The organism is Natrialbaceae archaeon AArc-T1-2 (assembly GCF_030273315.1).
Taxonomy (GTDB): Archaea; Halobacteriota; Halobacteria; order Halobacteriales; family Natrialbaceae; genus Tc-Br11-E2g1.
In genome coordinates, this window is sequence record NZ_CP127175.1 from 101,281 (window position 1) to 116,377 (window position 15,097).

General features: G+C 54.8%; 11 protein-coding genes and 4 pseudogenes. 6 read left to right on the top strand and 9 right to left on the bottom strand.

Going from position 1 to position 15,097, the window contains the following annotated elements; translation table 11 throughout:
* Positions 1-116 precede the first annotated feature (116 nt).
* Positions 117-911: an enoyl-CoA hydratase/isomerase family protein gene (locus QQ977_RS16410; protein WP_285928779.1), complete on the top strand. Its 795-nt coding sequence runs from the start codon at positions 117-119 to the stop codon at positions 909-911.
* Between the two features lie 209 nt (positions 912-1,120).
* On the opposite strand, the gene QQ977_RS16415 is transcribed toward QQ977_RS16410, so the two are convergent.
* Complete coding sequence (locus tag QQ977_RS16415; RefSeq protein WP_345783366.1) at positions 1,121-2,374, bottom strand: RNA-guided endonuclease InsQ/TnpB family protein; 1,254 nt, start codon at positions 2,372-2,374, stop codon at positions 1,121-1,123.
* 165 nt (positions 2,375-2,539) lie between these two features.
* The gene (locus QQ977_RS16420; RefSeq protein ID WP_285928782.1) at positions 2,540-3,697 is read right to left on the bottom strand and encodes a tyrosine-type recombinase/integrase; all 1,158 of its coding nucleotides are present in this window, start codon (positions 3,695-3,697) and stop codon (positions 2,540-2,542) included.
* 190 nt (positions 3,698-3,887) lie between these two features.
* On the opposite strand from QQ977_RS16420, the gene QQ977_RS16425 reads away from it, so the two are divergent.
* Positions 3,888-4,109 (top strand): hypothetical protein, encoded by a 222-nt coding sequence (locus tag QQ977_RS16425; RefSeq protein ID WP_285928783.1) that lies wholly within the window; start codon positions 3,888-3,890, stop codon positions 4,107-4,109.
* A 299-nt stretch (positions 4,110-4,408) separates the two neighbouring features.
* Here QQ977_RS16425 and QQ977_RS16430 read toward each other — a convergent pair whose 3' ends face one another.
* The 4 genes and pseudogenes from QQ977_RS16430 to QQ977_RS16445 all read right to left on the bottom strand — a co-directional run.
* The gene (locus QQ977_RS16430; protein WP_285928784.1) at positions 4,409-4,582 is read right to left on the bottom strand and encodes a hypothetical protein; all 174 of its coding nucleotides are present in this window, start codon (positions 4,580-4,582) and stop codon (positions 4,409-4,411) included.
* Positions 4,583-4,821: 239 nt separating this feature from the next.
* A complete protein-coding gene (locus tag QQ977_RS16435; protein ID WP_285928785.1) occupies positions 4,822-5,691 on the bottom strand; it encodes a ParA family protein in 870 nt (289 codons plus the stop codon).
* Between the two features lie 316 nt (positions 5,692-6,007).
* A pseudogene (locus QQ977_RS16440) lies at positions 6,008-7,110 on the bottom strand (IS630 family transposase).
* A pseudogene (locus QQ977_RS16445) lies at positions 7,067-7,680 on the bottom strand (IS6 family transposase); the annotation flags it as partial. The pseudogenes QQ977_RS16445 and QQ977_RS16440, both read right to left, overlap by 44 nt.
* A gap of 81 nt (positions 7,681-7,761) precedes the next feature.
* Here QQ977_RS16445 and QQ977_RS16450 point away from each other — a divergent pair.
* From QQ977_RS16450 to QQ977_RS16460, 3 genes and pseudogenes are all read left to right on the top strand, one after another.
* Positions 7,762-8,495: pseudogene (locus QQ977_RS16450) on the top strand (IS6 family transposase).
* Between the two features lie 313 nt (positions 8,496-8,808).
* Positions 8,809-9,975: a thiolase domain-containing protein gene (locus QQ977_RS16455; protein ID WP_285928786.1), complete on the top strand. Its 1,167-nt coding sequence runs from the start codon at positions 8,809-8,811 to the stop codon at positions 9,973-9,975.
* A 46-nt stretch (positions 9,976-10,021) separates the two neighbouring features.
* Positions 10,022-10,408, top strand: a complete 387-nt coding sequence (locus QQ977_RS16460; RefSeq protein ID WP_285928787.1) for a Zn-ribbon domain-containing OB-fold protein — start codon at positions 10,022-10,024, stop codon at positions 10,406-10,408.
* Between the two features lie 382 nt (positions 10,409-10,790).
* Here QQ977_RS16460 and QQ977_RS16465 read toward each other — a convergent pair whose 3' ends face one another.
* The 3 genes and pseudogenes from QQ977_RS16465 to QQ977_RS16475 all read right to left on the bottom strand — a co-directional run.
* A complete protein-coding gene (locus QQ977_RS16465) occupies positions 10,791-11,216 on the bottom strand; it encodes a universal stress protein (RefSeq protein WP_285928788.1) in 426 nt (141 codons plus the stop codon).
* Positions 11,217-11,465: 249 nt separating this feature from the next.
* Positions 11,466-12,236: an SDR family NAD(P)-dependent oxidoreductase gene (locus tag QQ977_RS16470; RefSeq protein ID WP_285928789.1), complete on the bottom strand. Its 771-nt coding sequence runs from the start codon at positions 12,234-12,236 to the stop codon at positions 11,466-11,468.
* A gap of 417 nt (positions 12,237-12,653) precedes the next feature.
* Positions 12,654-13,545 (bottom strand): annotated as a pseudogene (locus QQ977_RS16475) (transposase); the annotation flags it as partial.
* Positions 13,546-13,828: 283 nt separating this feature from the next.
* On the opposite strand from QQ977_RS16475, the gene QQ977_RS16480 reads away from it, so the two are divergent.
* Complete coding sequence (locus tag QQ977_RS16480; protein ID WP_285928790.1) at positions 13,829-15,007, top strand: MFS transporter; 1,179 nt, start codon at positions 13,829-13,831, stop codon at positions 15,005-15,007.
* Positions 15,008-15,097 lie beyond the last annotated feature (90 nt).

Consider the following 15,097-nt stretch of genomic DNA (forward strand, 5'->3'; position numbering starts at 1 on the left):
TCCCTAACTGGCATATCCAGGGGGAGGCCGAGACCATCCTTTAATCTGTCGACCCGAATGAGAGATCGATCCCGACAGGAACACTGTTAATGCCCGGCGGTGATACGCTGAGACAGATGTCATCAGATACCGTGGATCTCAGTCTGACAGACGGAGTCGCGTACATAACACTCTCTCGACCAGAGCGCAAAAACGCGCTCTCCGACGAGATGGCAGTCGGCGTCGTCAACACCATCGATCAAGCCGTCGAGAACGGCGCTCGATGCATCGTTGTTCGCGGCTCCGAGGGAGCCTTCTCGGCGGGCGGCGACCTCGAGAAGATGACCGAGCGCCTCGAAGGGGATCAGACCACCGCAGAGAAGGTCCGTTCACTCAGGGAGACGACCAACGCTGCAGTAGCGGCCGTCGCAACTTGCCGTCTCCCGACGATCGCGGCCGTCGACGGTCCTGCGGTTGGTGCGGGTGCGAACCTGGCTATCGCCTGTGATATCGTACTCGCCAGCGAGACAACCCGAATCGGCTTTGGCTTCCGGAACGTCGGCCTGACCGTCGACTCCGGCACCTCGGTGCTGTTGCCACGCATGGTTGGCGAACACGTCGCAAAGGAACTGGTATATACCGGGGAGCTGGTCGAGGCCGAACGCGCCGCCGAATTAGGTCTCGTAAACCACATCTATCCGAGCGACGAATTCAAATCTGAGGTCGAGTCGTTTGCAGCCACTATCGCAGAGGGACCGACCGCTGCCCTTGAATTCGCCAAGCACCGCATTGAGCGCGGCGGCGGTGAACCGCTCGAGCCGGCACTCAGAGACGAGGCGCTCGCCCAAGGCGTCGCCTTCGAGACCCGCGACCACGCCGAAGCCGTCCGTGCCCTCGAGGACGAGCAAGAACTCTCGTTTGAAGGGCACTGATTTCAGCGTTCTCACTGAGGTCAAGCGAAAACGCGCCGGTGAGAGCGGTGACGAGAGAAAGTTAAGGAGCTGCTCTGCGTAGATTTCACCGTCCGCTTGCTTTGCTTGCTTGGACACAACTCAGCAAGCGGACTTCTCAATTAACGAGTTTGTCAATAACCCCGACCTCAAGGGTCGGGGCTTGTCAGTGGACTCCCGTTCTGCCGCAACTAGGCGGAGGCGCTGAACTCGCCGTTCACGTTCAACGTCCCTGACTTCAGGGCTGATTGACAGCCAGCCCATCCACCGCGAGACTTCTGCCCACGATGGATATATCCGCAATACCGCACAGCAATGTTCTTCGCTGCGTTGTAATCCGCGTTCACCTCATACCCACATTTCTGACACACGAACGCCTTGTCGTTCCGATTGTCCTCGTGGGTAAACCCACAGCACGAGCACCGCTGCGAGGTGTACGCTGGACTCACGAAATCCACGAACAACTCGCGGTCTTCGACCTTGTACTCCGCGAGTTCCACGAACTTCGCGTAGGCCCACTGCTGGAATTTCGACCCGTTCGCAATGTTCTCACGGATGTGTTTCAGGTTTTCGAATATAATGCCGTCGGCGTTCACACGTTCGGCTTCTTCGAGCAACTCGTTCACGCGGTTGTGGAGCCAGTCCAGCGACCAATCTGAGAACCGACTCCCGATGGATTTGATGGTCAAGTGCGCCGAGCGCGTACCTGTCTGTTGGAGGTGACCTCGGCGTTTCTCGAATTTGTTGCGTTTGTGGGTGAGGTAGTCTGCACTACCGATGAATTTGCCCGTTGAGGTGACGGCGAACGCGCCAGTCACGTTCAGGTCAACGCCGAGAACCACTCCGTTCTCGGTACCCTCACCACGTGACGTGGCTTCTTGGTGTTCTTCGTCACTATCGGACTGTTTCACCGTGACGTGCAGGTAAAACTCGTCTGTGCCCTCGTCATACTGGAGCGTGGCGTGAGATGCGTCCCACTCGTCGCTCTCATAGTAGCGACTGAACGGCGTCTCTTCTCGTTTGTCTTCGGGTGGCAACACGTAGTCTGCTTTGAGTCTACCGTTAATCGTGGAGAGTGTCGCGTGGTCAGCGTTGAACGTTGCACTCCGCTTATCGTACACGACGCTCCACGACTCGAACACGGGTTGACTCGTCTTCTTGCCCTTCTTCAGCTTGTCAACGCCCGATTCAACGGCTTCGATGGCGCGTCGAATCGCTTTCTGGACGAGGTTAGCCGTGAGGTCGTGTTCGGTTTTCAGGTCGTCGTAGAGTGCTTTCTCGGCTTTATTTTTCGACGTGATGTAGTAATCGTCGTATCGCCACGCCCAGTCACTCGTCTGATTGGCACAGTCGAGGAATTGGTTTTTAGTGTGGTGGAGGTCGGCTTCGCGGTCGCTGGGCACGTCGATTTTGATAGGTACCGTGCGGCGCGGCGCGTCGTCCACCATCTACATCACATTATGGAGTATTGTCTAATAAAAGTCCGTGTTTCCGTTGGGAGTCGGGTTGTCTTTGCTGTATGGATTGATTCCCACGTGTCGGCTTCCTCCCCGAGGTCAAGCCTCGGGGCATCCGCCTCGACAGCCTGTGAAGTACTGAATCTGAACCGGCTACTGTTCATCTTCGAACACCTCTGTATTGTCTTCGGCCAGCTCGCTTGCGTCGATGTGCGAGTACATCTCTGAGGTCGTTTGCGGGTCGGCGTGGCGCAACGTCCGTTGTGCCCGTGCGGCCCCGCGTTCACGATAGAGGGTTTCGCCGACGCCGCGACGCGCTCCGTGCAACGTGAGATATTCGCCGTCCTCGAGCCCCGGAATCGGAACCGTATCGGAGAGTCGTCGCATGATCGACCGGCCACCTTCCGTAGTGATCGACGGCGGTTCGGCTTCGGCCTCGAGCGCGACGACCCAGTAGCCACGGACTTTGGTCCGCCGGTCGCGTTCCTCTGTCCCGATCGCCGTCCCGAGCCGCCGGGAGAGCGTCGGGACGTGCATCGACGGAAATACCGGCCAGTCGTCACTCGGCGGGTCGTAGGCGTTGTACCACCGCTCGAGCGGGTGAGCGGCCTGGTCGGGAAGCTGGGCCGGTTCGCGGTCTTGATTCTTCCCGAGAATCCACATGGTACCGTCCTCGAGATTCACGTCTGTCCACCGGAGGCCGCTGCGACGCGGGTCGTTCGGATCGTTCAGGATCTCTCCACCGCGGACCCCGGAGTAGGCGATCGTGGCGACAAAGGCCCAGTTGCGGAGGCGTTTGTGGCAAATCGAGGGCGGGGCAGTCGGGTCGACGTAGGCGCTGTCGACACGGCGACGAACGAACTCGAGGACGGCCTGGCGCTGTTCGGGCTGCCAGTACTGGCGGTCATACTCCCCACTCGAGGGGCGATCAGGCATACTCTCGCGGGGTCTACCCTTTGCAGCCGGGTTCTCGGCGAGGTAGTTCCACTTCACGGCCCACGCCAGGAACGACGAGACGTAATCGTAGTACGTCCACGCCGTTGAGGCGGTGATCCCGCTGTCGACGTCCCCGGACGTGCCGGCTTCGACGCGACGGGCGAGGTGGCCGGCGTAGGCCGCGAGATGGCGCTCGGTGACCTCCTCAACGCACTCGAGGCCGCGGTCAGCACAGAACCCAATCCAGTCGGTGACAACGCGCTCGAGGTTCTGGCGGTAGTTCGGCGATTTGTTCTGTTTGCTCTCGAGACACTCTGCAAGGGCGTCTTCGAGACACGTCCCCTGGGGTTCAACCCCGGAATCGCTGGTTTCCATCGGCTTGGATGACCGTACGGCGTGACGGACTGTAAATCTACTTGTGATTACTGGACTAATGCAAAGTGATTTGTGTATCACCTCTACGGGATGATTCAAGCCGTCTCGAGAGCTGTCCGCCGAGAATCGTATGTTGTAAATTAAATATCGCTATATCATTTTCCACCAGTGCCTTCCAGCCGTTCGTCGAGTGACCGACCTCGTTGTCGATATCCAGGATCGCGTCCTGGCGTTGCAGAACCGGCGTGTCGACGTGCGTCGTTACCTCCTGGAAGCCGTCGCCGAATCCACCAACTCGAGCGCCCTGGTCGGCGAGGATGGCACCGAACAGTGTCCCGATCTCCTTCAGTCAGAGCGTGCTGTGCCGAGAGATAGGCAACGTAAATGGCTCCTCTTCGTCCTTTCTCGTTAGAGGGTTACTTTTATCTGTGCTAAATATATAGTTTAACCTAAGATAGATAAGATGAGAATATCATTGTGTTAAATCCTCCTCAGATGCAAAATTCATATAATATGTATCAATTAAGCTTGAATCCGAAATCCGATCATACTCAACCATCCCGTTGTAAAAAATAGGAATTGAAACCAACCCGACGATACCCATCACGGTGTTTGAACTATATATGAGAACACCAGAGGTGGGCAGTGATGTAGGCTCGCCGTGGTCTCCCCACGGGTGTGCAGGTCAAAACTCGATGCGAGTCATCGAGATCAGATATCCGCGCCCCACTCGCGGAGGATGTCCTCGGCGTCGTCGAGGTTCGCCATCCCGGCTCGGTAGATCGCCTCACGAAGGTCGAGTTTGTACACGTCGTTCTCGAAACGGTCCTCGAGTTCCCGTCGTGCCTCTTTCTCGAGTTTAGCCGTATCCTCGTAGACGAACAATTGGTGAACGTCGTCGCGGTCCTCTTTGACCTTCTGTCGAGTAATGATTCTCGGTAAGTCTGACCGGTCAATCTGTCTGGTATTACTCGTAGACTGCGCAGGGGTATCGGACTCAACTGTCAGTTCATCCAGCTGGTCAGACTCGTCAGTCTGACTGGATTGTTCAACTGGTTTGACCTCTTGTTCATCCTCTTCGTCAACATCATCGTCGTCAGCGAACGGATCGGTCGCGCCAGATTTCATGCTCTCACCTCTGGATTCTGGAACTGTTCGGTGATGTATGCCGCGAGCTCGTCGAACTTCTCGAGTGTCGGCTGTTCGTAATCGCGGAGGTCGCGGTACGAGTCGTTCTCGTCCAGTTCGTAGATCGTGACCTGATTGTCCCACGCGTCCCCGAGCATCGAACCGCGCTCGCCGATCGATACCGGAGCGATCGGTAAGTCTTCTTGCTCGAGGGCGTCGAGATACTTCGAATTCACGTTCGTTCCCTTGACTTTGTTCGGCACCGCACCGAGGACGCCGACGTCGATGTCTCCGAGTTCGTCCTCAAGTCCGTTCACCACGTCTCGAAGACCCTGGATGCTTCGCTCGCCCTTCGGCGACGGTTCGAACGGGATGAGAAGATTCGACGTGGCATAGACCGCGTTGTAGAGGTGCTGGCCTTCTGAAGCAGGCGGATCGATAATCAGGACGTCGTAGGTCGACGGGACATCGGCGTCAACGAGCACACGCCGGAGTTGTTTCTCCTTCTCGAACTCGTAGTTCGGATCAGGATTCGTATCCTCCTCGAGTTCGGCCGCTTTCGAGAGTAAGTCAGCGAGCGTCCCGAGCATGTTGTGACTCGGAACGACGTCGACGCCTTCACTCGAACGGACGAGATCGGCGAAGTCCCCGCGTGGCCGCCCAATCATGTGCAACACGAGGTTATCCGCTTCACCGTCGGCCTTCCGGTCATCGAGACCGAAGTGATGGGTCAGGCCGCCGTCCTGTGGGTCCATGTCGATTACGAGGACGTCTTGGCCGTGGTTGGCATGCGCTCGCGCCAGCGTCGTCGCCAACGTTGTCTTCCCAACGCCGCCCGCTTCGGACCAAACCGTGTACGGTATCATACAGTCCTATAATTCGGTTTTCTCTATAAAAATACTCTGCAGAGAAGTTAGGCAATCTGACCAATGTTACTGTTCAGTATGTTTGCTCAGTTTTTGTAGCCAGTATTACTCATCAGTAAAACTAGATAGTTGTGCGGTGGCTCACCGGGAGTGAGGAGTATCCGTCTTCACCTATGGGAATTCTGCCACCTGAACAAACCACCGTTGGCGACATAATATTCTGGACTGCCGGGCTGGTAGTGTTCAGATAAGCTGATTCCATGCGAAGGCGAAAGGTCGAAGCTAATCATCTGCTGTCTCTGCTTTGGTGTAATAATCAAGATAACTTTTGCAAATATAGGCTGAGGAACTGATCGATCCAGGACTTGGCGAATCCAAGTCGCTCAGTGAGGGTGTTGAAGAGACGGCGAGCGAGAGTGCGGAACGCGCTCTCGCTCGCCACGACGATTGGCGAGGCATTGCGTTTGAGCACTTTCCAGACCTGCTCGATTGGGTTGGGATGCGGTGAGCCAACCGGAGGAAAAACGAGATCGCTACCGAGTTGATGTGCGCGCTTGCGCGTGTGTTCACAGATGTGAGAAGAGAAGTTGTCCAAGACGAGCAGAATCCGCGTTCCCGGATTCTGCTCGCGGACCTCCTCCAGTAGCGCACAGATGCTCTCTTTCGATTGATCATCAGGGAACGTCAGGACACTTTCGCCGTTGAGCGTATAGCATCCGACCGCTGGTTCGTCAAGCTTCACCAGCGGTCGTTCCAGTGTCGGGTCATCGACGTACCACAGTCGATGTGAATTGTCGTATGGTTGCGGATGCGAAGCGTCACAAAAACCGACGACAGTCCCCCCATCTGTACAGATATCGTCGTCGAGAACCCAGCCTTCGTCCTCATCATCAGGACGCTTGTTATGTGCTGTCTCTGTTTCCTCGTCGAACGCGTCTGCGACGCGTTCTTCGAGGATTTCATCTGCATTTTCTGGCCGTGAAGGACGTTTTGGACGTGGTTTAGCGTAGGACAGTCCGAGATTCCGGAGGAATCGACCGAGATAATCCAGATGGTACTCAACATCGAACTCCTCGTCTAAGAGCTGATGAACTTCCTGTGCTTTCCAGGGCTGTCCCTCTCTGAGGAGTTCTAGAAGACGCTCTTGTTCCTCTTCACCGAGCTTCGGGGGCCTTCCGCCCCCGAAGTTCGGTGTCAACTGACCAAGTCCGCCATCATTCCATCGACGTGCCCAGCGACTTCCAGTTGAGGCAGGTTTGCCAACATCGTCGGCTGCTTCCTCGTACGTTGCGCCCTTGTAGAGACGTTTGACAAAGGTAAGCCGTTGATGACCTTTGGATCGTCTGCTTCGTCCAGCAGACGATCCAACTCCTCATCACTCAGATGACGAACGAGTTCTCCCCGCCGGTCTCCTCCCATCACTCCCCCATCTCAGTCCATGCCCATAACTTCCGTCACTCATTATGCCAAAGCAGTTTGAAGACGAAGAGGTACGACGTTTTACCTCATAGAAAACATATTCGGCTCTGTTTCGGTATCCGTGGCGTTCGTATCTGAAATAGAGGTCGTGTCGCAAGCCAGCGTCTTTCAGCGAGTGTGAGCATCGATGAGAAACACAGCGTCGTCAACGTCGTGTTTCTTTCGGAGTTCAGCAAAGAAAGAAGGAGCAATCACCTTGTTTGATGTCGGTTCAAGCTTTGTATAGAGTAATTCGCTTGTCTCGGCATCAACAGCGGCGTACTGCCAGTATTGCTCGTCATTGAGTCGGATCACAGTCTCATCGACCGCAACGTGATCCGGACTGCATCCATCTTCGGGCTGTAAACCATATTTATAAACCTAATTATGAATAGTTGATCGGGCTCGTTTGACACCAAATATCTCAAGTATAGAAACAGTATTCAAAGATGATAGTACAGCAAGATGCAACTGAATACTGAGCTTCATCAGAAACCATGGTGTGGCTTCTCATTCAACAAATCCTAAGTCATCTGTTCAATATAACCGTTGAAGAGGCACTGTCTAGTTGAGGGCGTTTGAGAAGCGAGCAGGTCGTAGCGAGAAGTGTCCATGCAACTCGCAGACCTGCTCAGAAAAACGTTAGACGTGGACTGTGATGAGGTTTGGGAATGAGCGTACCCCGACACCCGTGCGGGTGTTCGGGGTACGTCTTCATTCGATGGGGCTGTCGCTTCGAGAAGTCGAAGCTGTCCTTGGGTGGCTCGGCGTGGATCGGTGCCATCAGGCGATTTGGAACTGGACTCATACGCTTTCAGAATCACAGGAAGGCCCACCCACGGCGGAGCCGTCGCGGGTCGCTGTTGACGAGACACAGATCGAAGTTGACGGTGAAGAGAAGTGGTTGTACGCTGCGATCGACACGGAGTCAAAGCTGCTCTTGGAAGCTGACGTGTACAGCCGCCGCGGGCGTGACCCCGCGGCGTTAACGAGAGCGACGCTCTCGTTCGCACATCAGAAATCTTTGATTTCTGAGGACGGCGTTCCTTCACCGACTCACTGAGAAACACGACGTCTCTGAAACCGAATTTTTGGTTGACGGCGGTGGATATCTAACTGCCCTGCTTCGCCACGAGTTGAACGGTCACCTCAACTACAGCGAGCGGAACCACATCGAGAAATGGTTCCAAACTGTCTCAATGCGGATAGACCGCTTTCATTCCTTCTGGCGGGGCAGTTCAGCCAGTGTTCGTCGCTGGTTGAGACGCTTCAGACACCACTATAACTGTGATCGGCCGAATCAGGCGTTAGATGGACGGACGCCTGCCGAGGAGGTGTGGAACTAGACAGTGCCGTTGAAGATAGCGTTTTCCGACATGGACACTCAGAAAACGCCACGGCTCACTTTTCAATCCTTATCTGAACACCGCCGCACCGACCACACTTGACGACATCGAACCGCCGAACGTCCTTACGTACTTATGCCCTTGAATATCAGACACCGATTCCCTAACTACAGTAGCCGATAATCAACCGAGAATTAGCTTCAGCCCTTCGCCGCAATCCACAATGCTATGCTCCAAAACACCCCCCTCACTCTGAAGCTCCACACGAATAAATCGCGGAGTATTAACGTCTCGCCTTACTATGTGTCTGTGTATGAATGACGTGCGAGTAGCTGGTGTTGGCCTCACGCCGTTCGGCAGTTTCGCCGAACGGACGGGCCGGGACCTCTTCGGCGAGGCGAGCATCGAGGCGTTCGACGATTCCGGAGTTCCCCGAGAGGACGTCGAGGGCGTTCTCTACGGCAACTTCATGGGCGAACTATCCGAACACCAGGGTCACCAGGGGCCGCTGATGGCGGAAGCCGCAGGCGTACGGGCTCCGGCGACGCGATACGAGTCGGCGTGTGCTTCCGGCGGGACGGCCGTCCGTGAAGCGGCCATGCGCATCCGCAACGGCGAGAACGACGTCTTGCTCGTCGGCGGTGCCGAACGGATGACGAACCTCGGCACCGCGGGTGCGACCGAGGCGCTCGCGATCGCCGCCGACGATCTCTGGGAGGTACGCGCAGGGATGACCTTCCCTGGCGCGTACGCACTGATGGCTCAGGCGTACTTCGAACAGTTCGGCGGCGACCGCGAGGACCTCGCACACGTCGCGGTCAAGAATCACGAGAACGCCCTCGAGAACGAGAAGGCCCAGTACCAGCAGGCGATCGACGTCGCAGACGTCCTCGAGGCGCCGCTGGTCTCCTCGCCGCTCGGGCTGTACGACTCCTGTCCGATCTCTGATGGGGCGGCGGCGGTCGTGCTCGCGAGCGAGTCCTACGTCGAGGCCCACGACCTGGACGCGCCGGTCGCGATCACCGGTACCGGCCAGGGCGGGGACAATATCGCCCTGCACGATCGCGAACACCTCGCCCGCTCGCCTGCTGCACGCGAAGCAGGTGAAGAGGCCTATGCAGACGCCGGCCTCGAAGCGAGCGACGTCGACCTCGCCGAGGTCCACGACTGCTTTACGATCGCCGAGGTGCTCGCCCTCGAGGCGCTCGAGCTCGAGCCGGTCGGCGAGGGGGTCTCGGCGGCTCGAGCGGGGCGGACGACCGCCGACGGCGAGACGCCGGTCAATCTCTCCGGCGGGCTCAAAGCGAAAGGCCACCCCGTCGGCGCGACCGGCGTCTCCCAGATCGCCGAGATGGCGTCGCTGCTGCGTGGCGATCACGTCAACAGCGACGCCGTGTCCGACGCGACGACCGGCCTCACCCACAACGCGGGTGGCACGGTCGCGAGTGCGACGGTTCACGTACTGGAGGTGGTCGCATGAGCGACGTGAAAGCGACTACGCCAGTGCTTGCTCTGGAGGTGGTCGCATGAGCGACGAACCGCGAGACGGTGCCTTCGACGAATGGCTCGACGCCCTCGAGGACGACGAGCCGTACTACCTCGAGTGTCCCGAGGGACACGGTTCCCTACCGCCCCGCCGGGTCTGTCCGGACTGTGGCGCGACCGACCTCGAGCAACGACCGTTGCCGGCAGGCGGCGAGATCGAGACGTTCACGATCACGCACGTCCCGACGCCGGCGTTCGAAGAGGACGCCCCCTACGCGACCGCGGTCGCGGACTTCGGCCCCGTTCGCGTGACCGGTCAGGTCGCTGGCGTCGACCTCGAAGAGATCGAGAACGGGCTCACAGTCGAGCCCGCAGTCGGCGTCTCCGAGACGACCGACGAACGGGTGCTTACGCTCCGGCCGCGGTAGTGGCAAGCCACCAATTATTTCACAAATATTTGATTATTCATTCTACTTCGAAGCCTGATGGAACGGAAGCCTGCCTTTAACACATGCGTGTTTAGTCAAGCCCGTCGGTGATATTTGAACCCAGGTTATGCACACCAGTATCAGAGACGAGAGAATTTACGGCTCGGACTCTGGTGTTGCCGACGTCGGTCGATACGTACTCCTTGCAAACGCCATTTTTCACTCGTAGTCGGCTTGAGATGGTCGAATCTGGACAGAAAACGAGGCTGCTTAGTATTAACTAAAGACGAATTGGTTGGACACCTTCTCCAAGTATACTTCCATTTTAGCCAGGTGTAATTAACCAAAATGAAGTAGTAGGTGGTATGGTTCTTGCTTATTATTACTTCATGGTGACAGTTACTGGAATATCGGAGTTTAGTAGGACTGATTGGGTTGTACTACCAAACAATACTTTTCCAACCGGTGTTCGTTTTCGTCCAGACATCACGATTCTGTCGGCTTTAATCTCTTCAGCGATGTCGACGATAATTTCCGAGGGGTTAGCATGTTCCCGACGCAAATTAACGGAGACCCCATTACTTTCCAAGTAATCTTTCGTCTGCTCCATCGAATCAGGAAAATCATCCTCGTCGTACCAGTCACTCGAGTCCGCATGACCTTCTCCGTCGGATACATTGACGTTCGGTTGCACGTTCAATATCGTCACCTCAACTTTTTCCGTTGACTCAGGTAACGAGACAACTGCTTCTGCTGACTTTAGCGCTCGTTCTTCGCCGGTGTCAACTGGTAGTAAAACTCGGAACATGTATATGTTCTAGGACCGAACTAATAAAAAGGTACCCATATATTATTCTGTCGGGTATCCTTACTGCGTCCCGGGGTATCAAGACTAGATCATGGCATTGTGGAGACCGGAGAAGGAGTCAGTCATGATCTGGTTGACTCGTACTAGAATAGGAAATCGGTATCAGAAGTGTCTGGCTTGGTGATTGAAACCCCACACCAGGAATCAATTGGCGAGCGGTTTTCCTAAGTTTCGCGCTCGTAATGATTGTTAGTACCACGTTGTGCCGGCATCGACGTTCAGATCTTGAGCAGTGATGTGTCGTGCTCGATCACTGGCGAGGAAGGCGACCATCTCGGTGATATCTTTGGGGTCAACGAGCTGTCCCAGAGCTGTGTCGTTGGTGAAGACCTCGCGCTTCGCAGTCTCATAGTCAACGCTCCTTGAGGCCGCTTGCTTCTCGATAACATTCTCTATCCGTGGTCCTCTCGTCGCGCCTGGACAGACTGCATTAACGGTGACATCGTCGTCGCCGAGCTCGAAAGCAAGTGTCCGAGTGAGCCCAATTACGGCCATTTTTGAGGCCGTGTATGGCGTCCGGCTCTTCAGAGGTCGCTTGCCGGAGATCGATGAAATGTTCACGACAGTGCCTTGGTCGCTCTCCCGCAGATGAGGTGCGGCATTTTTTGTTGTCAGAAACATCCCAGTGACGTTGACGTTCATTGTCCGTTCCCACTCCTCACGGTCGATCTGCTCGATCGGTGCGGTTGGGCCCGCAATGCCAGCGTTGTTTACGAGACAATCGAGGCCACCGAATGTAGCGACAGTTTCCTCGATCGCCGCTTGGACTGAGGCTTCGTTGGTGACATCTGTTTTGATGGCGAGGGTACAGTCTGGCGCATCAATCAGGGACTTGGCCTCGTAGATTCCGTCTCCCCGCGCGGCGAGCGCAACATTCGCACCCCGTTCGGCGAGCGTCTGCGCGATTTCGCGGCCGATACCTTGGCTAGCTCCAGTGACGAATGCTGTACCCGTTACCATACGATTTCAGTTCAGAGTCGGGGACTATATCTGTTACGGAGACTACTAGCAGGGATGTCAACCTTAGCGTGAAGGAAGCGGCCGAGCTCGGGTACGGTGGTGAGTTAAACATGCTCGACCACATGGTTGAGGAGGCCCGCCAGCAGGAAGTATTTTGCCGTGAGGACACGCCGCTCGTCGGCGTGTCCTCACGGCGTTTCTGTACCACGCTGGACTGTCGTATCGCCGAACCGAACCGTTCGTTGATCGATCCTACGAGGCGATTCGGCAGTGGTTCCACCAACTCAAGCACCTGTTCGAACCTGATCGCCGAGATCGCTAAGAGGTCACCGTCGACGAGACGAAAGTCGAAGTCGACGGCGAGGAAGGCGGCAGTCGATTGTGATACGCTGGAAGGAGCGTATCATAGAATCTATCTCATAGCATCTCACAGCCCGGATCGTTTCCTCGTTCGTAGTTGGTGATAGCAACGACGAGCCGTAGGCAGAGCGCTACGACACTTCTGTTCGTGCGTGGACGCGGCCTCGGGCGCAGACGTGCCCGAGGCCGCAGTCTTTGACTGCGTCGTTGGTTCGTTCGACGCCTGTCCGGTTGTTGTACGTCTCGTCCAAGATGGATTGTTTCAGCTGAACATCCTCGCTGTGTTCCTTGATTCGGTCTTCGACCCTGAACTCGATGTCTTTCGGCCGTCAGTGTTTCTTGGATTGTACGGAGCGATTGGCACAACCCCTGCAGCCAGCAGGTGGTTGTGCCAATCGAGGATGTCGTAGGCGCTGTCTCCAAGCATCCAGATTGGGGTCTCGACGGCGAGCCCGTCACGCGCGACGCGCATCGCCGTTTCTTGAGATGCTTGCTTGGCTTGAGTGAACTCCGCCGCAGTTGGGATCTTTGAACCGGTTGAAACGATCGTACAACCAAACCCGTAGTAGTACTCCTCGGCTGTTGGATCGTAGTTCCACGAGGCAGCGTCGTTGTACTGGGTCGCCTCGACGTGGGTCGAATCGATGGAGTATGTCGAGTCGAGCAGGCCGCGGGTGGCGGCCTACTCGACGAGTCTGTTGAAAACATCGTCGACGACGTGTTCGAGGTCGGTGAGAAAGCGGTCAACCGTGTCTCTAGATGGCGGTTTGTCGAATCCGCAGTAGTACCAGACAAGGCCGTGCTGGAGTTCTCGTGCAACCTGACGTGTGCCGTAGATGTCCTTGTAGTAGCAGTGCAGAAAGCCGCGAAAGAGGTCTGGTGGATAGTTAACTCGTGTTCGCCCCCGCTTCGAGGGGGCGAACACCTCGTACTCCAGCAGAAGACTGAATCAACGTGATCGTGGCTCACAGCCTTCGCCGCTCTCCACAATGCGACGTTCTAACCTTGATATCCTCAAACACATACCATCAGATCTCATCCCACCAGTTCCTTGTAAGGACAGTGGATCACCGCAACTCTTACATTCTCCTTTCCTAAGAATTATATAGTTGTGAACTTTCACGTGACGTTGTGGACGTGAAGCAGTCAATCCAGTTTGTAATACCAAATAAAAATCGAGATCGAACTTTGGTGACTAGGTGTTGAAAGGACGTTGGTCCGCACTTGGCATTATGTTAGTGATTCAAATTGTCGGAAGCCTATCATTTCTTGCTATAACTGCATTAACTCCATTTATCAAGACAGAGTTTGGGCTTTCTCCATCCAATGTTGGACTTCTAGTTGTTATTATGTACCTCGGGTATTTTCTCACACTCATCCCAGGTGGTGTACTGACAGATATATTTGGAGAACGATTAATGATTGGTATTGGTTTGGGTTGTATGGGGTTTTTTAGCGCCATAATCGGAATGGGAAACCAACTCTGGATTTTAGGTTTTGGTCTCTTTATGCTGGGATGTGGCTACTCAACAATCCCGCCGGGTACAAATAAAGGTGTTTTCGACTGGTTCCCGGCAGAAGATCTTGGTATCGGGCTTGGGATTAAACAAACTGGAGTCATGATTGGTGGCGCAATCAGCGCCGCGTTACTACCTATTCTTGCTGTACAGTTCGATTGGAATGTTGCTTTTACTGCCATTAGCATCGTTTCTTTTGTCAGCCTCATGTTTCTTATTGTCTACTCCCGTCCAGAAGGGTCCATCACCAACCAATACGACTCGGATACGACAGCTATTAAATCACTCCAGAATCAGTTTCGTGGGATTATTGAGCTATATTCCCAGACAAAGCTTTCACCATTATTATTTACTGGATTTTTATTTGGTGCAAGTCAGTTTACATTAATGGCATATGCGGTTTTATATATGACTGAGCAAATTAACATAGGTCCAGCCATTTCCGGTTTGATATATACAAGTATGCAACTATCTGGCGTATTTTCCCGAGTGGTTTTTGGCTACTTATCTGATAATTTTTTTAATGGTGAAAGATATCAACTATTAATATTTATTGGAATATCAGGGTTTGTTTCTTATCTTGTTCTCATCTCTTTACCACCCACTACACCACTATCTATCATAGCCGTTGTCGCTATCTTTCTTGGAGCGTTTTCGCTAGGGTATAATGGCATATACCTAACAATAGCAAATGAAGTCGTTGGTCCTGAACATACAGGGTTCTCTACAAGCATAGCAGTAACCGCTTTAATGTTTGGTGGACTTGTTATCCCGCCCATCTTTGGATTATTAGCTGACTGGTCCGATGCATACACTATACCGATGGCTATGGTGGCTATACTGACATTATTGGCTGGCATATTCTCATCTTCTATTAAACGTATGGGTGATTGATGTATTCTTATGAGAGTGTGTTAAAATATAGTCATAGGAACTGAAGGATTTGTTCATGTGTTCATGCAGGAAGATAGCCTCCGGATCCCC